The organism is Cyanobium sp. HWJ4-Hawea (assembly GCF_024345815.1).
In the GTDB taxonomy this organism is placed as follows: Bacteria; Cyanobacteriota; Cyanobacteriia; order PCC-6307; family Cyanobiaceae; genus Cyanobium_A.
Genome location: NZ_JAGQBV010000022.1, coordinates 1 through 23,397, shown reverse-complemented (window position 1 = coordinate 23,397; position 23,397 = coordinate 1). Strand labels below are relative to the sequence as shown.

Below are 23,397 nucleotides of genomic sequence, written 5' to 3'. Positions count from 1 at the left end.
GGGCGTTGCGCCAAAATGGGAGCCGGACTTCCGTTGCAGCCAAACCAATTTGAGCGCCCTGTTACACGACCCAGTTCTCGCCCTGGGGCTTGGGGCTTTTGCCCTGCTTCTGCTGGTATTACCCCTATCTTTTTGGGCCCTTAGTGGCGGCCGCAACAGTTCAGCCGTGCGGTTGCTTGTTGCCTCTGCAAACCTCTGCCTAACGGCCCAATTGGTCCTGCGCTGGCTGGATTCGGGCCATTTCCCGATCAGCAATCTCTACGAATCCCTGTGCTTTTTGGCCTGGGCCTGCACCCTCACCCAGTTACTCGTGGAGCGCAGTTGGCCCTCTCCGGTTGTTCCAGCAGCTGCAACGCCCATGGCCTTGGGATGTGTGGCCTTTGCCAGTTTTGCCCTGCCCGGCACCCTTCAAGAGGCATCACCCCTGGTTCCGGCCCTTCGCTCCAGCTGGCTGATCATGCACGTCAGCGTGATCATGGTGAGTTATGCGGCGCTCCTTGTGGGCTCCCTGCTCTCCCTGGCGGTGCTCTTTACGGACAGGGGACAGGTGCTCGAGTTGCGCAGTAATTCCATCGGCAGTGGCGGCTATCGCCAGGCCCAACTTGCCACCGCCGGGGGAAATCCAGGGCCAGCCCAGCTGAGCAGTGTGGCAATGCCGGTGGCTGAGCAACTCGATTCGCTCAGCTACAGAACGATCACAGTTGGCTTTTTGCTGCTGTCTGTTGGCTTGGTAAGTGGGGCCGTTTGGGCTAACGAAGCCTGGGGAAGCTGGTGGAGCTGGGATCCCAAGGAAACCTGGGCTCTGATTTGTTGGCTTGTTTACGCCGCCTACCTACACACCCGCCTAATTCGCGGCTGGCAGGGCCGCAAGCCAGCATTCGTTGCCGTAGCAGGTCTGGTCGTCATAGCTGTTTGCTACATCGGCGTAAACCTGCTCGGCATTGGCCTGCACAGCTACGGCTGGTTCTTTGACAGCTAGGCGCCCGGCCGGCGGCTGTTGCGAATGCCGGTAATTGCTTCTGCGTAGCTCGGCTGGTTGAAGACCCCCGAGCCACTAACAATTGCGTTTGCGCCGGCTTCGATAACCTGCCAGGCATTTTCTGCCTTAATGCCGCCATCCACCTCGATCCAGGGATCCAAGCCCTTTGCATCACACATCCGGCGCAGATCTCGGATTTTGTCTACCTGGGAAGGAATAAAGCTTTGACCCCCAAAGCCCGGGTTGACGCTCATGATCAAAACCAGGTCACAGAGTTCCAGGCAATACTCGAGGGTATCCAGGGGAGTGCTGGGGTTTAGAACCGCCCCTGCCATTTTGCCGAGATCCTTGATCTGGGCCAGGTTTCGGTGAAGGTGCGGACAGGCTTCGACCTGAACGCTGATGATGTCTGCGCCGGCCTTGGCAAAATCGGTCACGTATCTCTCGGGCTCCACGATCATCAGGTGGACATCCAGGGTCTTGGTTGTCACAGGTCTCAGGGCCTGAACGATCAGTGGTCCAATCGTGATGTTGGGAACGAAGCGCCCATCCATCACGTCCACGTGAATCCAGTCGGCCCCTGCCTCGTCTACGGCACGGACATCGTCACCAAGTCTAGAAAAATCAGCCGAGAGGATCGAAGGGGAGATCACCAGAGACTTGGTGCTCATGGGAGAACCTCAGGGGGGCAGGGGAAAGCGATTGTAAGGAGCCGACCCTTAGCCCCCTTGTTCACTGATACAGTTGCGGCCGCTTCAAGACTTGAAAGCCACTGCAGCATCTGGCGCTTGCCTGTCTGCCACAGCCTTCACCTAGAGCGCTGAAGCCCATCTCCCCCCTGCCGGATCATTGTGGATCGCACCCTCATCCAGGAAATTCTCGAGGTCGTTGAACAGGCCGCCATCGCATCAGCTGAACTGACCGGCCTGGGCAAAAAAGACGAAGCCGATGCCGCTGCTGTTGAAGCCATGCGCACGCGCATGGGCAAGATTCAAATGCAAGGTCGGATCGTGATTGGCGAGGGTGAGCGCGATGAAGCGCCCATGCTTTACATCGGCGAGGAAGTGGGCAGTGGCACCGGTCCCGGTGTGGATTTTGCCGTTGATCCCTGCGAAGGCACAAACCTTTGCGCCAACAGCCAGAGGGGTTCGATGGCGGTACTTGCCGCCTCAGACCGTGGTGGCCTCTTCAACGCCCCCGACTTCTACATGAAGAAGCTGGCTGCCCCCCCTGCCGCCAAGGGCAAGGTGGATATCCGCAAGTCGGCCACTGAAAACATCAGCATCCTCAGTGAGGTCCTTGGCCTGGCCGCCAGTGAGCTGACCATTGTGGTGATGGATCGGGCCCGGCACAAGGATCTGATTGCTGAAATCCGTGCCACCGGTGCCCGGGTGCAGCCCATTTCCGATGGAGATGTCCAGGCCGCCATCGCCTGTGGATTTGCTGGTACAGGTACCCACTGCCTGATGGGTATTGGTGCCGCCCCTGAGGGTGTCATTTCCGCCGCTGCCATGCGAGCTCTTGGCGGCCACTTCCAGGGCCAGCTGGTCTATGACCCCGCTGTGGCCCAGACCAGCGAGTGGGCCGATTACACCAAGGAGGGCAACATCGCCCGGCTCAACGAAATGGGCATCACCGATGTGGACAAGATCTACGAAGCCGAGGAACTGGCCTCAGGTGAAAACGTTGTTTTTGCTGGCAGTGGCATCACCGATGGCTTACTTTTCCATGGGGTGAAGTTTGAGAAAGACTGCACCCGCACCAGCAGCCTGGTGATCAGCACCCTCGACGACACCGCCCGCTTCACCAACACCATCCACATCAAACCGGGGGCTAAGAGCATCGCACTTACCTGATTCAAGTAGGTAGCCGAGCACCAGAGCATCCTCCATGCACATCGCCGTAGTCGGCCTTAGTCACCGCACGGCTCCAGTGGAGATCCGGGAGCGCCTCAGCATCCCGGACCAAACCATGGAGGCATCGCTCAACCAGCTTCGAGCTGACGAGCAGGTGCTTGAGGCTTCAATCCTCAGCACCTGTAACCGCCTCGAGATCTACACCCTGCTCCGCAATCCGGAGCAGGGTATTTCTGCTGTTGGATCCTTCCTGAGCCAGCATTCAGGGCTTGACGTGGAGGATCTGAGCCCCCACCTATTCACCTATCACCACGAAGAGGCGATCAGCCATCTGTTGCGGGTAGCAGCGGGACTCGATTCCCTAGTGCTGGGAGAGGGACAGATCCTTTCCCAGGTAAAGAAAATGGTTCGGCTGGGCCAGGAGCATCGTTCCGTAGGGCCGATTCTGAACAGGTTGTTGACCCAGGCCGTAAGTACGGGCAAGCGGGTCAGAACCGAAACCAACCTGGGCACGGGAGCTGTTTCGATCAGTTCAGCAGCCGTCGAATTGGCCCAGCTAAAGGTCGGGCAGGCAAGGGGCCTAGATGACCTCGTCCCCCTTGATCTGGAGCAGGTGGCCGTGGTCGGCGCCGGGCGCATGGCACGGCTATTGCTCCAGCATCTCCAGGCGAAGGGCTGTAAGGGGGTGGTTCTGCTCAATCGCACCGTCAGTAGGGCCGAGCTGTTAGCAGCTGATTTCCCTGCATTGCCGGTCCAATGCAGGCCCCTCACCGACCTCAACCACTGCCTCAGCACCTGCTCCCTCGTATTTACGAGTACGGCGGCAGATGAACCGATCATCAGCGCAGCCAGCCTCTCAGCCCTAAACCGCCGCTCAAGCTTGATCCTGGTAGACATCGGCGTACCGCGCAATATCTCCGCCGATACCGCTGATCTGGCCGGGGTCTCCGCCTATGACGTGGATGACCTCCAGGAGGTGGTGGCCAGAAACCAGGAGGCTCGCAGGGAAATTGCGGCCGAGGCCGAGGGTTTGCTCGAGGAGGAATCCAGGATTTTCCTCGAATGGTGGGATGGGCTTGAGGCCGTTCCAGTGGTGAACAGGCTAAGGCGCCAACTGGAGGACATCCGCGAACAGGAGCTTCAGAAGGCCCTTAGCCGCATGGGACCGGACCTTTCAGCGCGGGAACGGAAGGTGGTCGAGGCCCTCAGTAAGGGGATCATCAATAAGGTCCTGCATACCCCCGTGACCAACCTGAGGTCACCCCAGCCCCGTCAACAGCGCCACACAGCCATGCGGGTGCTCCAGGACCTCTTTGAGCTCAATTCAGACCAGGGATTGGCTGATGGTTCCAGCAACCAGTAATGCCAACGCAACAGTTCGTACCCGCAGTGCTCCCAGCACTCGCCTAGCGGTGCACTGCTCCAGTACGGTCGCTCCATCTCGCATAGGGGAAGCAGGCCGATGAAGCGCGTTTTGGCGATCATTCTTGGTGGCGGTGCCGGTACCCGCCTTTATCCCCTCACCAAGACCAGGGCCAAGCCCGCTGTGCCCCTGGCTGGTAAGTACCGGCTGATTGATATTCCCATCAGCAATTGCATCAATTCAGAGATCAACAAGATCTATGTGCTGACCCAATTCAACAGTGCCTCGCTCAACCGTCACCTGACGATGAGCTACAACCTCTCGGCCGGCTTTGGTCAGGGCTTTGTGGAGGTGCTGGCAGCCCAGCAAACCCCCGATAGCCCCAGCTGGTTTGAGGGCACCGCAGACGCCGTTCGTAAATACCAGTGGCTGTTCCAGGAATGGGATGTGGACCACTACCTGATCCTTTCCGGCGACCAGCTGTACCGGATGGATTACAGCAAATTTGTTGAGCACCACATCGCCACTGGTGCCCATCTCACGGTGGGAGCCTTGCCTGTTGATGCGGCCCAGGCTCAGGAATTCGGGTTAATGCGAACGGATTCCGAGGGCAGCATTGCTGAATTTAGGGAGAAGCCCAAGGGAGAGGCCCTTGAAGCCATGCGTGTGGATACCCAGAGCCTTGGCCTTTCGCCTGAGGAAGCCGAGAAGCGACCATTTCTAGCCTCGATGGGAATCTATGTATTTAGTCGGGAAACCCTGTTTAATTTATTGAGCAGCAATCCCAGTGCCACTGATTTTGGTAAGGAGATAATCCCCTCTTCCCTGGCCCGGGGCGATCGGCTCCAAAGCTTCCTGTTTGATGATTACTGGGAAGATATCGGTACAATTGGGGCCTTCTTTGAGGCAAATCTTGCCCTTACAGACCAGCCCAATCCAGCATTTTCCTTCTATGACGAAAAATTTCCTATTTATACTCGGCCACGCTACTTGCCCCCCAGCAAGCTGCAGGATTCCCAAGTTACTGAATCCATTATTGGCGAAGGATCGCTGCTAAAAGCTTGCACAATTCATCACTGTGTTCTAGGCGTTAGAAGTCGCATCGAGGATGAGGTAGTACTCCAGGACACCCTCCTCATGGGGGCAGATTACTTCGAATCATCTGAAGAGCGTGCTGTTCTTAGGGAGAGGGGTGGCATTCCCATTGGTGTGGGCAAAGGTACAACGGTGAAGCGGGCAATCCTGGATAAAAACGTTCGAATTGGTAGTAATGTCTCGATAATCAACAAGGACCGGGTCGAAGAGGCAGACAGGCCTGAACTAAATTTTTATATTCGCAATGGCATCGTGGTTGTCGTCAAAAATGGAACCATTGCCGACGGATCGGTGATTTAAAAGACAACAGCCATCTCTTGGCTAGGAGTTGCTGACATAGGCCCCCTACTGTCGTGACAATTAAGGCAATCAACCTGATTGCTGGCCAATATGGGGAGATCTGAAATCAGATTTCCATGGGTAAGGCACATTTCGGCCTAATTGGTCTGGGCGTAATGGGGGAAAACCTTGTGCTCAACGCTGAGCGCAATGGTTTCTCGAGTGCCGTCTACAACCGCACCTGGTCCAAGACCGAGGATTTCCTTGCTGGTTTGGGTGCGGGCAAGGACATCGTCGGTGCCGCAACGCTGCAGGAGCTAGTTGAAAAGCTGGAACGGCCTAGACGCATCCTGATGATGGTTAAGGCCGGCCAGCCCGTAGATGACACGATCGCTGCCATTTCCCCCTACCTGGAGGAGGGAGATCTGCTAATTGATGGGGGAAATTCCCTCTACACCGACACCGAGCGTCGGGTGGCCGAACTCGAGAGTAAGAGTTTTGGATATATCGGCATGGGTGTTTCCGGGGGCGCAAAGGGTGCCTTGGAGGGCCCGAGCATGATGCCCGGGGGTACCAAGGCGGCCTACGACGCCATTGAGCCCCTAGTCCGCAAAATGGCCGCCCAGGTCGATGACGGCCCCTGCGTCACTTATATCGGCCCCGGCGGCGCCGGCCACTTCGTCAAGACAGTCCACAACGGCATTGAGTACGGCATTGAGCAAATTCTTGCCGAGGCCTATGACCTGATGAAGAGGGTCGCGGGTCTCAATGGCGATCAAATGGCCGATGTGCTTGGTCAGTGGAACCAAACCGAGGAATTGGCCTCATTCCTGGTTGAAATCACCGAGGTCTGCCTGCGTACCAAGGATCCGGCTGACGGAAGCGACCTCGTTGAGAAAATTGTTGATGCTGCAGGTCAAAAGGGCACAGGTCTCTGGACCGTTGTCAGCGCCCTGGAAATGGGTGTGCCCGTACCAACTATTTATGCCGCCCTCAATGCCCGGGTACTCAGCTCCCTGCGACCGGAACGGCTAGCAGCCGAGACAGTTATTTCTGCCCCCCCGGCCCATGGCTTCGATCTGGGTTCGCCCGAGGCGGGGATGGAGCACCTTCGCGATGCATGCATCGCCGCCTGCATCGTCAGCTACGGCCAGGGCATGGCCCTTATGCAGGAGGCTTCCAAGCTCCACGACTACAAACTCAATTTCTCAGCAATCGGCCAAATCTGGAAAGGGGGCTGCATCATTCGTGCCCGCCTGCTTCAGCGAATCCAGGACGCCTATGGGACCAATCCCGATCTGGCCAACCTGATGCTCGATCCCTGGTTTGCTGACCAGATCAACCGCAGGCTTCCAGGCCTACGCCAGGTGGTGGCTGGGGCAGCCCTTGCTGGCATTCCGGTGCCTTGCCTGACCAGCACCCTGGATTACATCGACAGCTATCGCACCGGACGTCTGCCCCAGAATCTGGTTCAGGCGATGCGGGACTGCTTTGGATCCCACACCTATGCCAGGGTCGACCAGCCTGGCAATTTCCATACAGAGTGGCTCGACTAGGGGACAGGCAAATGGGTTCAGACAGTCGCTACGAACTTGTGGTTATTGATGGGGCGGCGGAGCTGGCCAGCCAGACCGCCCAACGGATCGGGGTGGCCATCGATCTGGTGCTTGCCGAGAGGGATCGCTGCCAAATTGCCCTAGCAGGAGGTGAAACACCTAAGGCTGTCTACAGGTTGCTGGGCCAGCAACACTTGCCCTGGGACCGGGTCGACGTGCTTCTAGGTGATGAGCGCTGGGTGCCAGCTGATGATCACTCCAGCAATGCCCGCATGGTGAGGGAAACCCTGATGGCAACGGCTCCCGGATCCAGGGCCAGCCTGCACCCTGTGGCCACTGATGCAGCTGAGCCCCTTGAAGGGGCAAAGAGCTATGCAAGTCTTCTGGAGACCCTCTGCGGGGGCACACCACCCGTGCTTGATCTTGTGTTGCTGGGCCTTGGCGATGACGGCCATACGGCATCACTTTTTCCTGGTACCAGTGCACCTGGGATTACGGACCAGTTCGTGACGATTGGGGAAGGTAAGGGTTTGCCAAGGGTGACCCTCACGGCTCCTACCCTCTGCGCAGCACGACAGGTGCTTTTCTTGGTGAGTGGTAGTGGCAAGACCCAGGCCTTGAAACGGCTATTGGATCCAATGGAGTCAGCCGATCGGACCCCGGCGAAATTGGTTCAGCCCAAATCCAAAATCGTGATCCTGGCCGATCGAGATGCGGCAGAAGGAATGGCCTAAATGGAGATCTCAGCCGGTACGAAATTCTCCAGCTGGCAGGCCCTAAATGACACTGTGATGGGAGGCAGTAGCAGCGGTCAATGTACCGTAAATCTAGCTGGATTGGAATTTAATGGAACGTTGGTAAGTGAGGGTGGCGGTTTTATTAGTGCCAGGTCTCCCCTGTATTCTCCACCCCTAGATTTATCCGGCTATCAAGGCTTCAAATTGGAGATAAAAGGGGAAGGTAGGAGATTTAAATTAGCTGTTGCCTGTGCTGATGGATTGGGTGGCATTACCAACCTGATACCGGGCGGCCTGCGCTGGGTAACAGAATTTTCCACAGGCGTAGATGGGATTTCTTCTGTGGACTTGCCATTTAGCACCCTCAGGCCCTCGATTAGGGCTAGGCCCGTTGGCCTGCCACTTAAATTTGACACCACTAGAGTAAATCGATTACAGATTCTCCACTCGAAATTCGCCGATGATGGGGGCCTAAATCCTGGCTATCGAGATGGATCAATTCATTGGCAGTTGATTCGAATAAGTGCCTACAACTGACTTCTTTAGCCTAATTGCTGGCGCTGCAGATATTTGCCGATCACCCCTAAGGCATGGGGTTATCGGTGGCATGGAAAACAGTGATGATTACTGTGTTCGCCTGGAGGTTCGAGATGCTGGAGGCGTTCGACTACCAGCAGAGGATCTTGAGTTGGAGATGTACCGAAGTGCGGGCCAAATCAATCTCACCTTGGCCTGGGCTGCCTTCCCTGATCGGCCCATGCTTTGGCACGGCAGCCATGCGGTATGGATGGATGGGGCAACAGGCCTGCGCTGTGAACGGCCAGAGGAAGGTTCCCCCATTGAGGCCCTAGGCAGGCGCCTTAGGGCCCTCCTGATTCAGGGCTGATCGGTAACAGCACCCTTACTACTGCTGCTAACTAGCCGGGCGTACTTACCAAGGACACCGGTGGTGTATCTAGGGGTCGGGGCGCACCAGTTAGCCCTACGAGTTGCCAGCTCCTCCTCAGAGACATTCAGCTGAATCAGCAATTTATGGGCATCAACGGTGATGCTGTCACCCTCATGTACAAGGGCTATTGTTCCGCCCACCGCGGCCTCAGGGGCCACATGGCCCACCACCATGCCGTAGGTACCGCCGGAAAAACGGCCATCCGTGATTAGGGCCACCTTGTCACCCAATCCCTGACCAATGATGGCTGAAGTGGGAGAAAGCATTTCCCGCATACCTGGACCACCAACGGGGCCTTCGTAGCGAATTACCACCACATCGCCGGCAATGATCCTGCCTTCCAATATTGCCTCTAAACAGGCTTCTTCACTTTCAAAGACCCTCGCAGGTCCTGTGACCTGGGGATTTTTAACACCACTGATTTTGGCGACACTTCCTTCGGTGGCTAAATTACCCTTTAGAACAGCCAGGTGGCCCTTGGCATAGATGGGATTCTCTAGGGTACGAATTACGTCCTGATCCGATCTCGGCTCGGCAGGCACTCCTGCAAGAGACTCCTCAAGGGTTTTGCCTTCAATTGTTTTGCATTGGCCATGCAAAATGCCAGCATCCAGCAGCAACTTCATCACCTGGGGAATTCCCCCTGCTGCATGAAGATCCGTTGTCACGTATCGGCCGCTGGGCTTTAAATCACAGATAACGGGCACTTTTTGGCGGATCAACTCAAAGTCGTCTATCGACAGAGGCACTCCTGCGGTTCGGGCGATTGCAAGAAGGTGCAAAACGGCGTTGGTGGATCCACCAACTGCCATGATCACGGCGATGGCATTCTCAAATGCCTCACGGGTGAGCAGATCGCGGGGACGAATGTTGTTTGCAATTGCCTCAACCAGCACTTCGGCAGAACGGGCAGCACTGTCGGCCTTTTCCGAGTCCTCTGCTGCCATGGTCGAACTACCAGGCAGGCTTAGGCCCATGGCCTCAATTGCTGAACTCATGGTGTTAGCGGTAAACATTCCGCCACAACTACCTGCTCCAGGACAGGCATTTTTCTCAACAGCTGTCAACTGCTCCTCATCAATTTTGCCGGCAGCCAGCTGACCAACAGCTTCAAATGCACTTACAACTGTCAGGTCGCAGCCCCCTAGCTTGCCTGGCTTAATCGTGCCCCCATAGACAAAGATGGCCGGAATATTCATCCGTGCCATGGCCAACATGGCCCCTGGCATGTTTTTGTCGCAGCCACCCACCGCCAACACGCCATCCATTGATTGGCCATTACAGGCGGTCTCGATGGCATCTGCAATTACCTCTCGCGATACCAGGGAATATTTCATCCCTTCCGTACCCATTGAGATGCCGTCGCTAACCGTGATGGTCCCAAAAAGTTGGGGCATGGCACCGGCTGCCTTAGCGGCTGCCTCGGCGCGTAGGGCTAGTTCATTAAGCCCCATATTGCAGGGGGTAATGGTGCTGTAGCCGTTTGCTATGCCAATGATGGGCTTATTGAAATCCCCATCTCCAAACCCCACCGCCCTCAACATGGCGCGATTAGGCGATCTTTGGACCCCTTGGGTAATGGCTGATGAGCGAAGTGGTGCAGCTGCCATGGCTTAAAAAAATTCCTAGTAAAAAAAGCTAGTTAGTGGCCAGTCGTAGCCATTAACTCAAGCTGTTGGCGGACCTCATCAATGGCCTGGTTGAGCTCATGGACCCTGTGGTGCAAATCGATGCTCGGCTTGATTTGCCCCTGGGATGGTTCGCCGCCCTGGCCAACTTCCTCAACCTCCCCCAGCCTTGAAAGGCGGAGTTGGCGCCGTGTCCTAACTCCCTCTCTCCGATTTTCTGCTTCCGAAAGCAACCACCAGGTAAGTCCTGCTGCACCAATTAAGGCTCCGGCAAAGCCGCTAAGAAAAGCACCTGAATTTCCAGCGCCCGTATTTGAGGTGGAGCCGCGATCGCCCATGGCCACTGATCTTTTCAGCCAGCTTAGGCAGCCGTGGACCAATTAACAGCCCATCGATGGCCTGGCAGGTCCTGGCGAATTAAACAGCTGCCCGTGGACGGGTCCGATGCCTGGGGTGATTCGCCCCTCCCCGTCTAGGGCCGCATCAATGCAGGCCGTGTAGATGGTCAGATTGCTAAAACGCTCACCAAGACTCTTAAGACCTGGGCTGGAGCAAAGGGCGGTTACTACCCGCAGGCGATCCCCCTCCACGCCAAGTCCTGCCAAACGATTGAGCAGGTCCAGCAATTGCTCTCCAATAGCCAGTTCAGCTGCAAACACGAGCACCCCGGCCCTGGGGTCGATTTCCTTTGGTAGATCCACCTCCATATTTGCGATATGGGCCACCTGGGCCTGGGGCAATACCCCCTGGGCTCCCTGCCAAAGCCCCAGGCCAGTGGGGAAAATGGTGAGGGCATGCAAGGGAACCTTGGGATCAACAATTTGCCCCTCGGCGTCGCCCCATGCCGTCTGCAGGGCAATGGACCGATGGGGCAGCCAATCTCGCAGGGCCTCATAGGTGAGCCAGCGGCCCAATTCGCAGGTGGCACTTGCGTAGACCGCAGGTGGGGTGTTGCGATCCCTCAACACGCTCAGCCAGTGGCCAATCAGGGGATGGGGTGGGACCACCACCCGCAGGGTCATCGCCATGCTTGGCATAACTTGAGTTACCACCGTAAAGGCTTGGCTTTGCCCACCGTTCACCGTTATTGGCTGCCTTGGCTTGTGGGCCTAGTGCTGTGCTGGGTTCTTGGTCCTGGCTGGCTGCAACCGGCCTGGGCCATTACTGCTCCCGAATTGCGCAGTCAGCGCTCCCTCCAGGATCTGCAGCCAGACATGCATGGCCGCAACCTGCAGCAGCAGGAATTCCTCAAGGCCTCACTTGCCGGTTTTGATCTCAGTGACACGGATCTGCGCGGTGCTGTTTTCAACAGCAGCGATCTGCGCGGGGCAAATCTCTCTGGCGCCAACATGGAGGACGCCGTGGCATTTGCGAGCCGTTTCGAGGATGCTGACCTGACGGGAGCCGTGCTGCGCAACGCAATGTTGATGCAGAGCCACTTCAAGGGATCCAGCATCACCAATGCGGATTTCTCTGATGCCGTGCTGGATCTTAATGAACAAAAAGCCCTCTGCCTGAGGGCTGCCGGTACCAACTCCACCACCGGTGTAGACACCCGCGAGAGCCTGGGCTGCCCAATGCCGAAGGCTCCAGCCTGAAACCAAGCTGATCAAAGCCAACTGAAATCGACCCGAGCAGATGACCTCCACCTTGAATAGCTCTATCAGCTCGAAGCCGGCCAGGCGTCTGCCAGTCACCGTAGTCACTGGTTTTTTAGGTGCCGGGAAGACGACCCTGCTGCGGCACCTACTGCTGGAGAGCGGCCTCCGGTTGGCGGTAGTGGTCAATGAGTTTGGGGAGGTGGGTATCGATGGCGATTTACTCAGGAGTTGCGGGTTTTGCCCGGAGGAGGAGCTGGAGGGTCGGCTAGTGGAGCTCGCCAATGGCTGCCTCTGCTGCACCGTTCAGGACGACTTTCTGCCCACCATGGAACGCCTACTGGAACGTTCTGACCAGCTCGACGGAGTCGTAGTTGAGACAAGTGGGTTAGCCCTTCCAGAGCCGCTGCTGGCGGCCTTTGCCTGGCCAGAAATCCGCACCAGAACCTGGGTAAACGGTGTGGTGGCTGTGGTCGATGGCGAATGCCTTGCTAAGGGGTCAGTGGTGGCGGATCCCCAGGCCCTAGAGGCCCAGCGCCAGGCCGATCCAAGCCTCGACCACGCCACGGCAATTGGGGAATTGTTCAATGAGCAGCTAGAAGTCGCAGACCTTGTTCTTGTTAGTAGGGGCGATTGCCTCAATGGCGCCGATCTGCAGGCCGTACGACAACAGCTGGAAAACCGCATCAGGCCAGGTACTCCAGTTCTGCCAATGGAGCGAGGTCGGATTGATCCCGAGCTGGTGCTCGGCCTCGGGCGTGGGGCAGGTGAATCAGCCGACAGGAACCATGGCCATGAAGACCACGACCACGATGGGCATGATCATCACGACCACACCCATGTGGCAATGGAGTCATTTGCGTTCAATCTCCGCGCAAATTTCGCAAGGGAAAAGCTGGAGACATGTATCAGACAACTGATTGCCAACAATTGCCTGATTAGGGCTAAGGGGCATGTCCAGCTCCCCGGAAAGGCAAGACCCTTGCAAATTCAGGCCGTCGGCCCCCGACTTGAGTCGTGGTTTGGACCTGAGCAATCGGAAAAAAACGTTGCCGATCAAGCGAACCCCCCACCTGGCCTGAAGCTCGTGGTGCTGGGGTTTGGGCTCAACCGCAACGAGATTGAGGCGGCCCTGCTGGCAGCGGCCGAGCCCCAAGCTGGTGGCTCCATGGGCTGCCAAGATTTGTGAGTCATCAGGCTGTCCAGATGCCCATCTACAGCGCACGCGTTCGAGTTTCCCTGCGGCCTTCAGTGCTTGACCCTGCGGGAGAAGCAACCCGTGCCGCCGCGGCTCGTCTCGGCGTGGAGGGGGTCAAGTCATTGCGAATCGGCAAGGCAATTGAGCTGGAGCTGGAGGCTGTGGATCGGGATACGGCCCAAAGCCAACTGGAACTGCTTAGTGATCGCCTGTTTGCCAACCCGGTGATAGAGGACTGGCAACTGGAAATCACTGAGCATGGAGTTGCCAGCTCATGACCGTTGGAATTGTGGTGTTTCCTGGCTCCAATTGTGACCGGGATGTGCGCTGGGCCCTGGAGGGATGCCTGGGTATGGCAACCCGCTTCCTATGGCACGAACAACAGGATCTCACTGGCATTGAGGCCGTTGTCATTCCCGGGGGCTTCAGCTATGGCGACTACCTCCGCTGTGGCGCCATTGCCAGATTCTCTCCAGTTCTGGGGGCCGTGAAGCAATTCGCCGATGGAGGTGGGCCGGTGCTGGGCATCTGCAATGGCTTCCAGGTGCTCACAGAGATGGGCCTGTTGCCTGGAGCCCTTACCCGCAACAGGAAGCTCCATTTTCTCTGTGAACCCACCTCACTCCAAGTCCAGCCGGGAGGCTGCAGCTGGCTTTCGGGGTATGTCGACAATGAAACAATCAGTCTTCCCATCGCCCATGGGGAAGGCCGTTATCAGTGTGATCCCCAGACCCTCAAGCACCTAGAACAGGAGCAACTGGTGGTACTTCGTTACCAGGACAATCCAAATGGGTCCGTTGGGGATGTTGCCGGACTGACCAATATTGGTGGAAATGTGCTCGGATTAATGCCCCATCCAGAGCGGGCCTGTGATCCGGTAATCGGGGACACGGGAGGTAAACGGCTACTTGAAAGTTTGCTTGGCTAACTACCCATAAAAAAGGGAGGAAGCACATAGGCTTCCTCCCCTGGCGCTGGCCTAATCAGTTAACGGCTGAGAAGAAATCCTTGCTCTTAACTGGATCAGGATTCATGGTCTTTTCGCCAGGTTGCCAGTTGGCGGGGCAAACCTCATCGGGATGGGACTGCACGTACTGGAATGCCTGCAGCACCCGGAGGGTTTCATCAACACTGCGACCAACGGGAAGATTGTTGATGGTGCTGTGCATGATCACACCATCGGGATCAATGATGAACAAACCCCTCAGGGCGATACCGGCATCCTCGTCGAGAACGCTGTAGGCACTGGCGATCTCCTTCTTGAGGTCGGCCACTAGTGGGTAGGCAATGTCTCCCAAGCCGCCATTTTTGCGCTCGGTCTGCACCCAGGCGAGGTGGCTGAACTGGCTGTCAACGGATACCCCCAGAACCTCCGTATTGCGGCTGCTGAAATCGGCAAAACGGTCAGAGAAGGCCGTGATCTCCGTAGGACAGACGAAGGTGAAGTCGAGGGGGTAGAAGAACAACACCACGTACTTACCGCGGTATTGGGAAAGCTTGATTTCCTTGAATTCCTGGTCCACCACTGCCGTTGCGGTGAAGTCAGGGGCTTGCAAACCGACCAGTCGGGACATGCTCGTACGCGTGGGGTGGATGGATTTTGGAAAACTGGGAGCCGGTCGAATCAGCCAAGCCGAAGTCGGACTGACTACCGATTAATCCCTACACAATTTATCACAATAGGAAAACGGTGACGCGATAGCCTGATGTTGTAAGCAGTGGCACGGCCATGGGTTGGGATCCTTCCGTGCTCCGGAAATACAACACAACTGGGCACTTCCGGCTGCTTAGCCAGCTCCGCTCCGAATTAAAGGGCAACCCGCTGGTGCGCCCAAAGGAGGGCCAAAGCGTTGGGGAGGTTAATCGGAGCAAGTCCCTGATTCGAGCCATCGAAGGGCGCTCGGGTGGTTACGGGCGTTCAAGGCGTAGTGCCCCTGCTTCAGTTCCCCAGCAGGAGCTTCCCGTAATTCATGCAACCGATCCCCAGGCCGATGACGCCGATGGTGGATCCACCAACTTTCTCTCAAGGCTAGGTTCAGTTGAGATGCGCTGATCTAAGGCTGCAGGAGAAATAGAAGCCCAAGATCAAGTCTATTTACTTAAAATCAACCAAAACACCGGATTCCGATCAAACATTTAAATGGCTCGGGGGAGACTTGAACTCCCGACCTTGGGGTTATGAATCCCACGCTCTAACCAGCTGAGCTACCGAGCCGCTGAAGTTCGATTCTATCAGGCGCGAGGTGGCAGGAATTGGAGCGGGTTCATCGCGCCTCTGCCTGGGGGATGGATTTCAAAATGCAGGTGCGGTCCAGTACTTCGCCCAGTACTGCCCATATAGGAGATAAGGGCGCCCTGCTCCACACTCTGGCCAACCCGAACCGAGATGCGGCTGTTGTGCGCGTAAAGGGAAGCACTGCCATCTTCGTGACGAAGAAGCACCTTGTAACCGTAACCACCGTCATCCCAACCCGCAAACACAACTGTTCCGGCTTTGGCAGCGACGATCGCAGTGCCTACGTTGTTTGAGATGTCAATTCCCTTGTGGATCCGCCCCCAACGCCAGCCGTAGCCGGAGCTAAACATGCCCTTGGTTGGCCATGCCCACCCAGTTTCGGAGCTATCTGCCCCGTAGGGGCGATCAGAATTTCCAAAGGTGGGCAGCTCAGGCCAGCTGATGCCACCACTACCGGTCGGCTGGAGGCCCAGGATCAGCCGAGGACGGCCAGGGTAGGCCTGGGCAATCTTAATTTCGCTGCCAACCACAAGCTTTGCAGTATCAAGGCTTGGATTGAGCTGCAGAAGTTGCTGGAGCGTTACGCCATAGCGAATGGCAATTTTTTTAAGGTTGTCGCCAAGGCGAACTACAGGACCCTCTTCAACGGGGGGGAGTTCGGCAAGGGGGGGCGTGCGACGCAGCTCGGAGGAATCAACGGATACGAGGCGTCTGATTTGGGCAGATTGCTTTGCGGGAACGACCAGCCAATCACCAGGATTGAAGCGATGGTCAGGAAGAACTTCGTTGAGCTCGGCCAGTTTGCTGGCGCTGAGTCGCAGACGGAGCGACAAATCTTCGATGCCTAGGGGCTGGGTCACCTTGACCCAGATCTTGTCAGCGCTGGCAGCGGGTAGGGCCGCCAACAGAACCTCAACGGAGGCTTTGGGTGAGGGGGGAGGGGTCAGGGCTCCAACCATGGCCGGCGTGGCCACGGAGACTGGAATCAAAACTGATAGACAACTTCGCCAAGGCTTCATACAAATTTCCCCAATGGACAAAACTCAGAGAGAAGCCAAACGCCCTGAGTTGGCGGAACGGTAATCCAATGAACCATATTTCGCAAGAACAAGCAGTTGTGATTGGGCTCAAAAATGGCCACAAAGCCTTTCAGGCACAGGATTTAGGCCGATCTGGTTCCAAGTTGGCGTATGGCCTCAAACAGCACGACCCCTACCGCCACCGAGAGGTTCAGACTGCGCACCCCGCCTGCCTGCACGGCCCTTGACTGGGCCATGGGGATGGTGAGGCAGCAATCGGCCTGCCCGATCAACTCCGCAGGCAGTCCCTCTGTCTCCCTTCCAAACAGAAGCCAATCGTCTGGCTGGAAGCAAAAATCGCTGTAGACATCGGTTGAATGGCTGCTGAGGGCCACAAGCCGGCCACCGCGGTTCTGGCGCACTGAATTCAGATCGCCCCAGCTGGCATGCCTTTGCAGCGACACCAGGGGCCAGTAATCGAGACCTGCCCGCTTCAGTTGGCGATCATCAATGGCAAAGCCAAGGGGCTCCACCAGGTGTAGTTCGGTGCCCGTGGCCGCACAGGTGCGGGCCACATTGCCGGTATTGGGGGGGATCTGGGGTTGAAACAGGACAACCTGGGGCATGGGCTCAGCTCCTGGGCACTACAAATGTGTGGGTATCTAGGTCCAGCGCCCGCCCAGCTACCACCAACCAGGATTGCTGAGCGCGCTCAACAAGCTGCTGCTCCAGCCCGCCCAGACGATCTCGGAACAGGCCACCGATGGCAGTAGGGGGCACCACGCCCCAACCCGCCTGCTCACTGACCAAAACCAGCTCCGCCCGGGAATTTGAAACGGTATTCAGGAGCTCCTGGCAATGGTTGAGCCAGGATCCATCGTCTAATTCAAGGCCCCAGGCAACCCAACTACCTAGGGAATCAACCAGTGCACAGATCTGGGGCGGAAGGGACGCAAGGGCTGAATCCAATTCGAATCCCACTTCCTGCACCTGCCAATGGGCTGGCCGCCTGCTGCGGTGAATATCCACCCGCTCCTGCCATTTCGGATCAGCGAATGTGGGTTGGAGGCCGGTCGCAACGTAGGTAACAGGGAGGCCCGATTGCCTGGCTAGATGCTCGGCCCAGAGGCTTTTGCCACTGCGGGCAGGGCCTAGGACCATGGTCAGAGCCAACCCCTAGCCCCCTCCGTTCATATTTCTGAGGGTTGCCACAGAGGATGGGGATACACGGTTGAGATAGCGGAAGATCCAGTATTTGAAAATTGTGGCCAAGACAACCGGGAATGTGGCGATGAAAAGCATGATGAAGTTCTCTTCAGCAGGCAGTCCCAGATGGTGGGCGACACCATCAAGCAAAACGGTCCAACCCTCCGGACTGTGGAATCCAACAAAGATATCGGTAAACAAGATTATTGCGAAAGCCTTGGCACTATCGCTTAAGCCATAGACCAGTTCGTCTATAAACCCCCTTAGGACTTGAATATCCTTCTGCCCGAAAACACATACCAGAATAAATCCAACTAGGGCGCCCACATCAGATAACACATTCTTGATTGCATGGGTGCTCTCCTGACTGGCTTCCTGCTGAAGCTCGGCAGCTCGCTTCGTAAGTTCCTGTTGCATCTGCTCCCGGGTAGGAAGCGGGTTTCCGGATAGGAGAGCCTCAAACTCCAGTTCCCCCTGGAAATCGCGCAATTTACGGACAGCCCTCTCCTCAAGGTGGGGCTTGGGATAGCTAAGGATTGGTGCGGAAGGGGCAAACTGATCAACAATTGGCGATATAATATATGTACGACTAATTTGCTGAATCAAAACTGGCACTAGGATCAACAGTAATAATATCCTCAGGGAGACAAGTGTGGAGTCACGCCTGCGCCTGAAGCCTGCAACCACATTCGCTTCAGCTTCCGGATCCAACTGCCTTCTCACCTGATCCATCACCCCAATCAGGCTGCGGGGCAATACCTGGGGTGAGCGGCTAATGGTCGGCAGGCTGCGTGACTGGTTGTCGTACCTGCTGACTACCGCCTCAATCAGTTGGAGTTGACGCAGCTCCTGGCCTGCGAACTCCTGACGGAAAGGCTCGATGGTTACGAGGGCCTGACGGCAAAGGTCCAGGGCTGTGCGAAAGCGCCGCAGCAATTGGGCTTGGGATGCCTTAGGGATCGAGAGTTCCAACTCAGGGCGCACAGCCCGATCGTTGTAATGCTCCAATTCAATGCTTTGAATTAGAAGCGCAGCTTCATAGCCCCGTTCCAGATTATGGCTGAGGTCGCTGGTCTGGGCCCGTCCAAATGCACCTGTCCAATCGGTAAGTCCCATGGGTGGTTAGCGAGAAAAAACCCACCAAGTAAGCATTGGCACGATAGTTCCTGCCACCAATAACACAATGATCCAGGTGAAAGCATTGCTTTCGGAGGTCTCCTCCTTTGAGGGTATGTTTGTAACTTGAACCTCGTTTATGTCAGCTATCGCTGGTTCACCCGGATCCTCGGAACCCTGAAGAACAGTCAAAAGTCTGCCAATGCCATCAAGGCTGCCCTGCCTGTATCGACCACCCTCACGGATCGGTTGACCAAAGGTGGTACGGGCGGTACTGGTTAGGAGACCACTGTTCAGCTGACCCTCAAGGCCAGGAGACTCAACAACTGCAGCGGTGTTGGTTTGGGTTTCAATCAAAAATAGAAGTTGGTTGTCCTCGGCACCTGCCTGGAGCCAGGTCTGCAGTAGCTGATTGGCGAGCTTGTCCAAACTGAGCCCGTAATCCAGGCGCTTAACAGTGATCAGGTGGGCATCCACATGTTCTTCGTTAAATGCCCTCAGGGCATCCGACACATCTGCCCGGCCGGCACGGCTAAGCACATCGGCCGTGTCGATCACCCTCTCCTCGGGCACCACCGCTGGCAGGGACGACACCGACACGGCAAGGGAAGGGGTGGGCAAAAGGAGAATCCCCACAAGCAATCCCAGCATCAGGGCTAGCCAGGGACGGAGAGAACGGAACACAGGCAGCACGGCAGGCCATTCGTGGTTCTAGTTTGCCGCCTACTGGTCTCCCTGTCTCCCCTAAGTCCTTTCCATGAGCCTGCCAACTCCCGCCAAGGTCTGTCTCGGGGTTGGTTTGGTTGGCCTTGCTCTTGCGGTTACCAACCAATTTCTGGCGCCCAGCCTTGAGCCGCCCCTCGAGCGGGCGGGGGTTCTCGCCAGCTTGCTGGCCGTTTCCCTGCTGGTGGTTTCCGGGCTATGGACAAGGGCAATCCCTGAAGCTGCGGCCAAATTTGAACTTGGCGGCGACCAGGTGTTGGAGATCAAGCCCGAGCTGCCCGACCAGCTGAGGCTCGAATTGGCCTGGGGTAGCCAAATGTTGCTCACCACCTCTGCTGCGGCCTGTCTACTGCTGCTGTGGCGTGGTGAACCCCTACTGCGGCGGGGGCTCGCCATTGATCAAACCTTTATTCCAGGCAGCATTTGTGAGCGGGCCATGGCCACAGGCAGGGCCATTTCCCTGGTGGACCTAAAGCTCTACCCAGGACGGGCTGAGTTCGACGACTTTCTCCCCGGATTGCCCGCAGTGGTTGTCCAACCCATCGGTCAGGAGGGTTTGCTGCTGCTGGGTGGCTGGTCACCCCGCTGTTTTGGCCGAAGCGACCTGATGTGGATTGAAGGCTGGAGTGAAAAGCTCATAGCTCAATTGGAGACCTTTGCTGCCTAGCAGGGGAGGGAGCAGGGGATTTTGATTTCGCCGGCAGCCTCAATTGGGTGTTGACCCGGCCCCCAGGGCTGGTGAAAACCACCAGGCCATCGTCACCAAGGCGACCATCGATTCGTTTGGCCCTGGTGAGCTGCTGATTGGCCTGACGCTTGAGGGTTACGTCGCCCCTAGCGCTGACCTGGTTGGTCTGCCAATTCCAGAAACAGCGGTTAGCCCCTATGGAATCGGTGGGTTGCTGCAGGAAGCAAGCACTGGTGACTATGGCGGTCTGGGTGCGGGAATGCAGCATGAAACCGCCGCCACTGATTCGGGCCTGCTTCATGGTGCCGTTGAAAGGAAGTGCACTGACAATCAGCTCCTGACCCACATCAACGGTGGTTTCCAGGGCGTTTAGTACGGCCCCCTTCTCCGTATCTACCAGGCGTACCGGAGCTGCCAACAGCAGCTTCTGGGCAATGCTGTTGCCAGTTAGGGAAGGAGATGTGAGCCGTTGCTCCTTTTTATTGGCCAGGGAACGAACTCCCACCACCGGTCCCAGGGCCATCAAGTCTCCCTTTGCCGTAAACCACTCCGCAGAGCGAACTTCGAGCTTCAAGGCATTTTCGCCACTGCGTTGGAGCTCGGGCCTGCCCCGAAGCTCCAGCTTGTCCTGGTCAATTAGGAAGCGCAGGCGATTGGCAGTTAGCTGGAGATTGCGCTGGGTGGCAATTGGTCTGTAGTCGAGCTCGAGGAGATTGCGGTTGGGAAACCAGCGGCCCCTTCGGGCCCTAATCGTGAAGGGGTTATTGCCATAGGCCTCAAGCTTGATTTGGCCCTCCAGCTGCACAATCTCGCCATCGTTCAGCACGGTGCCTGCCGTGGCATTGAGGCGATAACGCAATTGGCCGCGGTTAAAGAGCTGGCCCTGAAGATCCCTCGCCTGGGCCACTCGCCGGCCCAGGTCGTAGCGGGCCTCCGGGCTCTGAAGGGCCCAGCTCGGCTGGCCGAGCCTGTCTCTTTGTTCAAGCTTTAGGGCCCGGAAAAAGAAGGGTTGGGCTGGGGTTTCCGGGGTGGAACCAAATTGGCAACCACTAAGGAACAGGCCAGCGGCCAGGCATGTGGTTGCTAAGGAGGTGTGGGAGCTGCTCATAGGGGCCCTTCCAGCTCCAGCCTCTGCATCACCGGTTGGGGTTCCACCAAGGTCAGCTGGGGCTGCAGCAACCCCCATCGTTGGGCTGCAATCCAGGCAGGAGAGCCTTTGCTAGCAATGGGGCCAGCAGCGGCGGAGCTAACCGGGCCACTCCCAAAGGGCGATTGGCCCAGTTGGAGGAGCATGCGCTCTGACATCTCAGGCAGCAGTGGGGCCAAGAGCACCGCAACCCAGCGGGTGGCCTCCAGCACCGCATAGAGATCGTCACCAACTTGAGCCTCTTGGCCGGGCTGCTTCATCAATTTCCAAGGGGCCTGCTCATTCAGGTAGCCATTGGCTGCAGTGGCCAACTGCAGAATTGCCTCGGCCGCCCGACGAAAATCCAAATCGTCCAGGGCAGCTCCAACCGTGACACCCGCTGCCAGGGCCGAGATGGCCAAGGGATGGTTTTCCTGGCGGGCGGTTACTGCCGGCGGCACCCCATCTGCAAACCAGCGTCTGGCCATCGAAGTGGTGCGGTTTAGCAAATTGCCAATGGTGTTGGCCAGGTCGTTGTTGACCAGGTCGGTGAGGCGCTGTTGCTGGAAATCGCCGTCATCCCCGAAAGGGATATCCCGCAGGAGATACCACCTCAGGGCATCGCGACCGCAACGCTCAAGCAATACCTCAGGGTCGAGCACGTTGCCCAGGGATTTGCCCATCTTCTGACCCTCCCTAGTCAGAAAACCGTGGCCGAAAACCTTTTCGGGAATTGGCAATCCGGCCGATAGGAGCATCGCCGGCCAGTAGACAGCATGAAAACGCAGGATGTCCTTACCGATCACGTGCAATTGGGCTGGCCAACCGTGGTCGATTACCTGCTCGAGGCAGGGGGTTTCTCCTGGAGCAGATAGGGCCGTGAGATAGCCCAGCAAGGCATCAAACCAGACATAGAAGGTGTGCCCCCCGTGGCCTGGCACCGGAATTCCCCAGGGAAGATTTACCCGGGAAATGGAGAAATCCCTTAGACCCTGGGCTACAAAATTTTGAATCTCCTTGCGGCGACTGGCGGGAGCAATGAAACCTGGCTTGGCAACCAACTCTTCGATCTGTTGCTGATAGCGGGAGAGGCGAAAGAACAGGTTCAGCTCATCGCGCCACTCCAGGGGCTTTTGATGGATGGTGCAGTTGGGCTCTGGCGCCTCAGCTGGATCGTCCTTGAATTCTTCGCAGGCGACGCAATACCAGCCCTGCTGGCGCCCTTCAATCACATCTCCATTGGCCTCAACCCTTGCAAAAAACTGCTCAACAACACTGCGGTGAAGGGGATCCGTAGTTCTGACAAAGCGGTCGTTGCTGATCTGCCAGCGTTCCCATAGGTCGCGGTAGCCCGAACTAACCAGATCGCAATGGGCCTTGGGGGTTAGGCCAGCGGCCTCAGCAGTGCGTTGAATTTTCTGGCCATGTTCATCACAGCCGGTGATGAAGGTCACGTCTTCTCCCTTTAGCCGCTGATAACGGGCGATCGCATCACAGGCGAGGGTTGTGTAGGCACTGCCCAGATGGGCCCTGTCGTTGACGTAATAAAGGGGTGTGGTGAGTGTGAAAGACATTCGGCGGATAAGGGGGGCTCGCTGCGCCGCCGGAGCGACCCTGTGCCGGGGCCGGATCCTACCGAGCCTCCCCCTGCCAATCTTGGATGCAAACCCCAGAGACGATGGCCCCGTCCAGTAGCAACCAGGAGTCGGCCCAGGTGGTGGTCTGGGGCGGGGGCACCGGCGGAGTAGCTGCGGCATTGCAGGCAGCCAGGGGAGGGGCCCGCACCTTGCTGCTCACCCCGGGGCCCTGGCTGGGCGGCATGGTCAGTGCTGCAGGGGTTTGCGCCCCCGATGGCAACGAGCTAACCCCCTGGCAGACAGGCCTTTGGGGTGCATTTTTACGGGCCCTAGCACACAACGAACCCGAGGGCCTGGATCAAAACTGGGTCAGCTGCTTTGGCTACCGGCCCGCCACCGCCGAGGCAATCCTGCGCCGCTGGTGTGGGGCGGAGGCGCTGTTGCAATGGTGGCCCCAGGTGGAGCTGC

Annotated in this window: 27 protein-coding genes and 1 tRNA gene; 15 read left to right on the top strand and 13 right to left on the bottom strand. The window is 57.4% G+C overall.

Features of this window, described 5'->3' with window-relative positions:
* The first annotated feature begins 49 nt into the window (after positions 1–49).
* Positions 50–979 carry a c-type cytochrome biogenesis protein CcsB gene (ccsB, locus tag KBY58_RS06730; RefSeq protein ID WP_255003551.1) on the top strand — a complete coding sequence of 310 codons (930 nt, stop codon included), beginning with the start codon at positions 50–52 and terminating at the stop codon, positions 977–979.
* Here the strand turns inward: ccsB and rpe are convergent.
* The gene (rpe, locus tag KBY58_RS06725) at positions 976–1,650 is read right to left on the bottom strand and encodes a ribulose-phosphate 3-epimerase (protein WP_255003550.1); all 675 of its coding nucleotides are present in this window, start codon (positions 1,648–1,650) and stop codon (positions 976–978) included. The genes ccsB and rpe overlap by 4 nt on opposite strands.
* Positions 1,651–1,830: 180 nt before the next feature.
* On the opposite strand from rpe, the gene glpX reads away from it, so the two are divergent.
* From glpX to KBY58_RS06690, 7 genes are all read left to right on the top strand, one after another.
* On the top strand, positions 1,831–2,835 hold the full coding sequence (gene glpX / locus KBY58_RS06720; protein ID WP_255003549.1) for a class II fructose-bisphosphatase: 1,005 nt from the start codon (positions 1,831–1,833) through the stop codon (positions 2,833–2,835).
* Positions 2,836–2,869: 34 nt separating this feature from the next.
* Positions 2,870–4,198: a glutamyl-tRNA reductase gene (locus KBY58_RS06715; RefSeq protein WP_255003548.1), complete on the top strand. Its 1,329-nt coding sequence runs from the start codon at positions 2,870–2,872 to the stop codon at positions 4,196–4,198.
* A 99-nt stretch (positions 4,199–4,297) separates the two neighbouring features.
* Entirely contained in the window at positions 4,298–5,593 is a 1,296-nt protein-coding gene (locus KBY58_RS06710; RefSeq protein ID WP_255003547.1) for a glucose-1-phosphate adenylyltransferase, read from the top strand.
* A 116-nt stretch (positions 5,594–5,709) separates the two neighbouring features.
* A complete protein-coding gene (gene gndA, locus KBY58_RS06705) occupies positions 5,710–7,128 on the top strand; it encodes an NADP-dependent phosphogluconate dehydrogenase (RefSeq protein ID WP_255003546.1) in 1,419 nt (472 codons plus the stop codon).
* Between the two features lie 11 nt (positions 7,129–7,139).
* Entirely contained in the window at positions 7,140–7,862 is a 723-nt protein-coding gene (pgl, locus tag KBY58_RS06700; RefSeq protein WP_255003545.1) for a 6-phosphogluconolactonase, read from the top strand.
* Positions 7,863–8,402: a CIA30 family protein gene (locus KBY58_RS06695; protein ID WP_255003543.1), complete on the top strand. Its 540-nt coding sequence runs from the start codon at positions 7,863–7,865 to the stop codon at positions 8,400–8,402. It begins immediately after the preceding gene.
* Between the two features lie 70 nt (positions 8,403–8,472).
* Positions 8,473–8,751: a hypothetical protein gene (locus tag KBY58_RS06690; protein ID WP_315858040.1), complete on the top strand. Its 279-nt coding sequence runs from the start codon at positions 8,473–8,475 to the stop codon at positions 8,749–8,751.
* Here KBY58_RS06690 and ilvD read toward each other — a convergent pair.
* From ilvD to KBY58_RS06675, 3 genes are read right to left on the bottom strand one after another with little or no spacing between them, the layout of a single operon-like run.
* Positions 8,742–10,424, bottom strand: coding sequence for a dihydroxy-acid dehydratase (gene ilvD, locus KBY58_RS06685; RefSeq protein ID WP_255003542.1), 1,683 nt, complete (start codon positions 10,422–10,424; stop codon positions 8,742–8,744). The two genes, KBY58_RS06690 and ilvD, sit on opposite strands and share 10 nt — an antisense overlap.
* A 32-nt stretch (positions 10,425–10,456) precedes the next feature.
* Entirely contained in the window at positions 10,457–10,780 is a 324-nt protein-coding gene (locus KBY58_RS06680; RefSeq protein ID WP_255003541.1) for a hypothetical protein, read from the bottom strand.
* 42 nt (positions 10,781–10,822) lie between these two features.
* A complete protein-coding gene (locus KBY58_RS06675; protein ID WP_255003540.1) occupies positions 10,823–11,470 on the bottom strand; it encodes a uracil phosphoribosyltransferase in 648 nt (215 codons plus the stop codon).
* 75 nt (positions 11,471–11,545) lie between these two features.
* Between KBY58_RS06675 and KBY58_RS06670 the strand changes: the two genes are divergently transcribed.
* Genes KBY58_RS06670 through purQ form a run of 4 tightly spaced genes read left to right on the top strand, consistent with a single transcriptional unit; the run spans position 11,546 to position 14,166 of the window.
* On the top strand, positions 11,546–12,040 hold the full coding sequence (locus KBY58_RS06670; protein WP_255003557.1) for a pentapeptide repeat-containing protein: 495 nt from the start codon (positions 11,546–11,548) through the stop codon (positions 12,038–12,040).
* A gap of 40 nt (positions 12,041–12,080) precedes the next feature.
* Entirely contained in the window at positions 12,081–13,229 is a 1,149-nt protein-coding gene (gene cobW, locus KBY58_RS06665; protein WP_409995725.1) for a cobalamin biosynthesis protein CobW, read from the top strand.
* Positions 13,230–13,246: 17 nt separating this feature from the next.
* The gene (purS, locus tag KBY58_RS06660; protein ID WP_255003538.1) at positions 13,247–13,516 is read left to right on the top strand and encodes a phosphoribosylformylglycinamidine synthase subunit PurS; all 270 of its coding nucleotides are present in this window, start codon (positions 13,247–13,249) and stop codon (positions 13,514–13,516) included.
* Positions 13,513–14,166 (top strand): phosphoribosylformylglycinamidine synthase subunit PurQ, encoded by a 654-nt coding sequence (purQ, locus tag KBY58_RS06655; protein WP_255003537.1) that lies wholly within the window; start codon positions 13,513–13,515, stop codon positions 14,164–14,166. Before purS ends, purQ begins: the two co-directional genes overlap by 4 nt.
* Before the next feature lie 55 nt (positions 14,167–14,221).
* Here the strand turns inward: purQ and KBY58_RS06650 are convergent, their stop codons facing one another.
* On the bottom strand, positions 14,222–14,812 hold the full coding sequence (locus KBY58_RS06650) for a peroxiredoxin (protein WP_255003536.1): 591 nt from the start codon (positions 14,810–14,812) through the stop codon (positions 14,222–14,224).
* Positions 14,813–14,967: 155 nt separating this feature from the next.
* On the opposite strand from KBY58_RS06650, the gene KBY58_RS06645 reads away from it, so the two are divergent.
* A complete protein-coding gene (locus tag KBY58_RS06645) occupies positions 14,968–15,291 on the top strand; it encodes a hypothetical protein (RefSeq protein ID WP_255003535.1) in 324 nt (107 codons plus the stop codon).
* An 88-nt stretch (positions 15,292–15,379) separates the two neighbouring features.
* Here the strand turns inward: KBY58_RS06645 and KBY58_RS06640 are convergent.
* From KBY58_RS06640 to psb32, 6 genes are all read right to left on the bottom strand, one after another.
* Positions 15,380–15,453, bottom strand: a tRNA-Met gene (locus tag KBY58_RS06640).
* 17 nt (positions 15,454–15,470) lie between these two features.
* Entirely contained in the window at positions 15,471–16,463 is a 993-nt protein-coding gene (locus KBY58_RS06635) for a peptidoglycan DD-metalloendopeptidase family protein (protein WP_255003533.1), read from the bottom strand.
* Between the two features lie 173 nt (positions 16,464–16,636).
* The gene (locus tag KBY58_RS06630) at positions 16,637–17,119 is read right to left on the bottom strand and encodes a tRNA (cytidine(34)-2'-O)-methyltransferase (protein WP_255003532.1); all 483 of its coding nucleotides are present in this window, start codon (positions 17,117–17,119) and stop codon (positions 16,637–16,639) included.
* A gap of 4 nt (positions 17,120–17,123) precedes the next feature.
* Positions 17,124–17,654 (bottom strand): bifunctional adenosylcobinamide kinase/adenosylcobinamide-phosphate guanylyltransferase, encoded by a 531-nt coding sequence (cobU, locus tag KBY58_RS06625; protein WP_255003531.1) that lies wholly within the window; start codon positions 17,652–17,654, stop codon positions 17,124–17,126.
* Positions 17,655–17,669: 15 nt separating this feature from the next.
* Positions 17,670–18,815: a proton extrusion protein PcxA gene (gene pxcA / locus KBY58_RS06620; protein WP_255003529.1), complete on the bottom strand. Its 1,146-nt coding sequence runs from the start codon at positions 18,813–18,815 to the stop codon at positions 17,670–17,672.
* A gap of 6 nt (positions 18,816–18,821) precedes the next feature.
* Positions 18,822–19,508, bottom strand: coding sequence for a photosystem II repair protein Psb32 (psb32, locus tag KBY58_RS06615; protein WP_255003528.1), 687 nt, complete (start codon positions 19,506–19,508; stop codon positions 18,822–18,824).
* 64 nt (positions 19,509–19,572) lie between these two features.
* On the opposite strand from psb32, the gene KBY58_RS06610 reads away from it, so the two are divergent.
* Positions 19,573–20,205: a cofactor assembly of complex C subunit B gene (locus KBY58_RS06610; RefSeq protein WP_255003527.1), complete on the top strand. Its 633-nt coding sequence runs from the start codon at positions 19,573–19,575 to the stop codon at positions 20,203–20,205.
* Here KBY58_RS06610 and lptC read toward each other — a convergent pair.
* On the bottom strand, positions 20,174–21,334 hold the full coding sequence (gene lptC / locus KBY58_RS06605; RefSeq protein WP_255003526.1) for an LPS export ABC transporter periplasmic protein LptC: 1,161 nt from the start codon (positions 21,332–21,334) through the stop codon (positions 20,174–20,176). The genes KBY58_RS06610 and lptC overlap by 32 nt on opposite strands.
* A complete protein-coding gene (locus KBY58_RS06600) occupies positions 21,331–22,926 on the bottom strand; it encodes a methionine--tRNA ligase (RefSeq protein ID WP_255003525.1) in 1,596 nt (531 codons plus the stop codon). Before KBY58_RS06600 ends, lptC begins: the two co-directional genes overlap by 4 nt.
* Positions 22,927–23,030: 104 nt before the next feature.
* On the opposite strand from KBY58_RS06600, the gene KBY58_RS06595 reads away from it, so the two are divergent.
* Positions 23,031–23,397 (top strand): FAD-dependent oxidoreductase (locus KBY58_RS06595; protein WP_255003524.1); only part of this gene is annotated, 367 nt, incomplete at its 3' end.

Coding starts and splice junctions, on each gene's coding strand:
- KBY58_RS06650 (WP_255003536.1), bottom strand. CDS start 14,812: ATGTCCCGACTGGTCGGTTTGCAAGCCCCTGACTTCACCGCAACGGCA.
- gndA (WP_255003546.1), top strand. CDS start 5,710: ATGGGTAAGGCACATTTCGGCCTAATTGGTCTGGGCGTAATGGGGGAA.
- KBY58_RS06690 (WP_315858040.1), top strand. CDS start 8,473: ATGGAAAACAGTGATGATTACTGTGTTCGCCTGGAGGTTCGAGATGCT.
- ilvD (WP_255003542.1), bottom strand. CDS start 10,424: ATGGCAGCTGCACCACTTCGCTCATCAGCCATTACCCAAGGGGTCCAA.
- KBY58_RS06630 (WP_255003532.1), bottom strand. CDS start 17,119: ATGCCCCAGGTTGTCCTGTTTCAACCCCAGATCCCCCCCAATACCGGC.
- KBY58_RS06610 (WP_255003527.1), top strand. CDS start 19,573: ATGAGCCTGCCAACTCCCGCCAAGGTCTGTCTCGGGGTTGGTTTGGTT.
- KBY58_RS06675 (WP_255003540.1), bottom strand. CDS start 11,470: ATGGCGATGACCCTGCGGGTGGTGGTCCCACCCCATCCCCTGATTGGC.
- cobU (WP_255003531.1), bottom strand. CDS start 17,654: ATGGTCCTAGGCCCTGCCCGCAGTGGCAAAAGCCTCTGGGCCGAGCAT.
- cobW (WP_409995725.1), top strand. CDS start 12,081: ATGACCTCCACCTTGAATAGCTCTATCAGCTCGAAGCCGGCCAGGCGT.
- lptC (WP_255003526.1), bottom strand. CDS start 21,334: ATGAGCAGCTCCCACACCTCCTTAGCAACCACATGCCTGGCCGCTGGC.
- purS (WP_255003538.1), top strand. CDS start 13,247: ATGCCCATCTACAGCGCACGCGTTCGAGTTTCCCTGCGGCCTTCAGTG.
- purQ (WP_255003537.1), top strand. CDS start 13,513: ATGACCGTTGGAATTGTGGTGTTTCCTGGCTCCAATTGTGACCGGGAT.
- KBY58_RS06600 (WP_255003525.1), bottom strand. CDS start 22,926: ATGTCTTTCACACTCACCACACCCCTTTATTACGTCAACGACAGGGCC.
- pgl (WP_255003545.1), top strand. CDS start 7,140: ATGGGTTCAGACAGTCGCTACGAACTTGTGGTTATTGATGGGGCGGCG.
- KBY58_RS06680 (WP_255003541.1), bottom strand. CDS start 10,780: ATGGGCGATCGCGGCTCCACCTCAAATACGGGCGCTGGAAATTCAGGT.
- KBY58_RS06715 (WP_255003548.1), top strand. CDS start 2,870: ATGCACATCGCCGTAGTCGGCCTTAGTCACCGCACGGCTCCAGTGGAG.
- KBY58_RS06645 (WP_255003535.1), top strand. CDS start 14,968: ATGGGTTGGGATCCTTCCGTGCTCCGGAAATACAACACAACTGGGCAC.
- KBY58_RS06710 (WP_255003547.1), top strand. CDS start 4,298: ATGAAGCGCGTTTTGGCGATCATTCTTGGTGGCGGTGCCGGTACCCGC.
- rpe (WP_255003550.1), bottom strand. CDS start 1,650: ATGAGCACCAAGTCTCTGGTGATCTCCCCTTCGATCCTCTCGGCTGAT.
- pxcA (WP_255003529.1), bottom strand. CDS start 18,815: ATGGGACTTACCGATTGGACAGGTGCATTTGGACGGGCCCAGACCAGC.
- KBY58_RS06695 (WP_255003543.1), top strand. CDS start 7,863: ATGGAGATCTCAGCCGGTACGAAATTCTCCAGCTGGCAGGCCCTAAAT.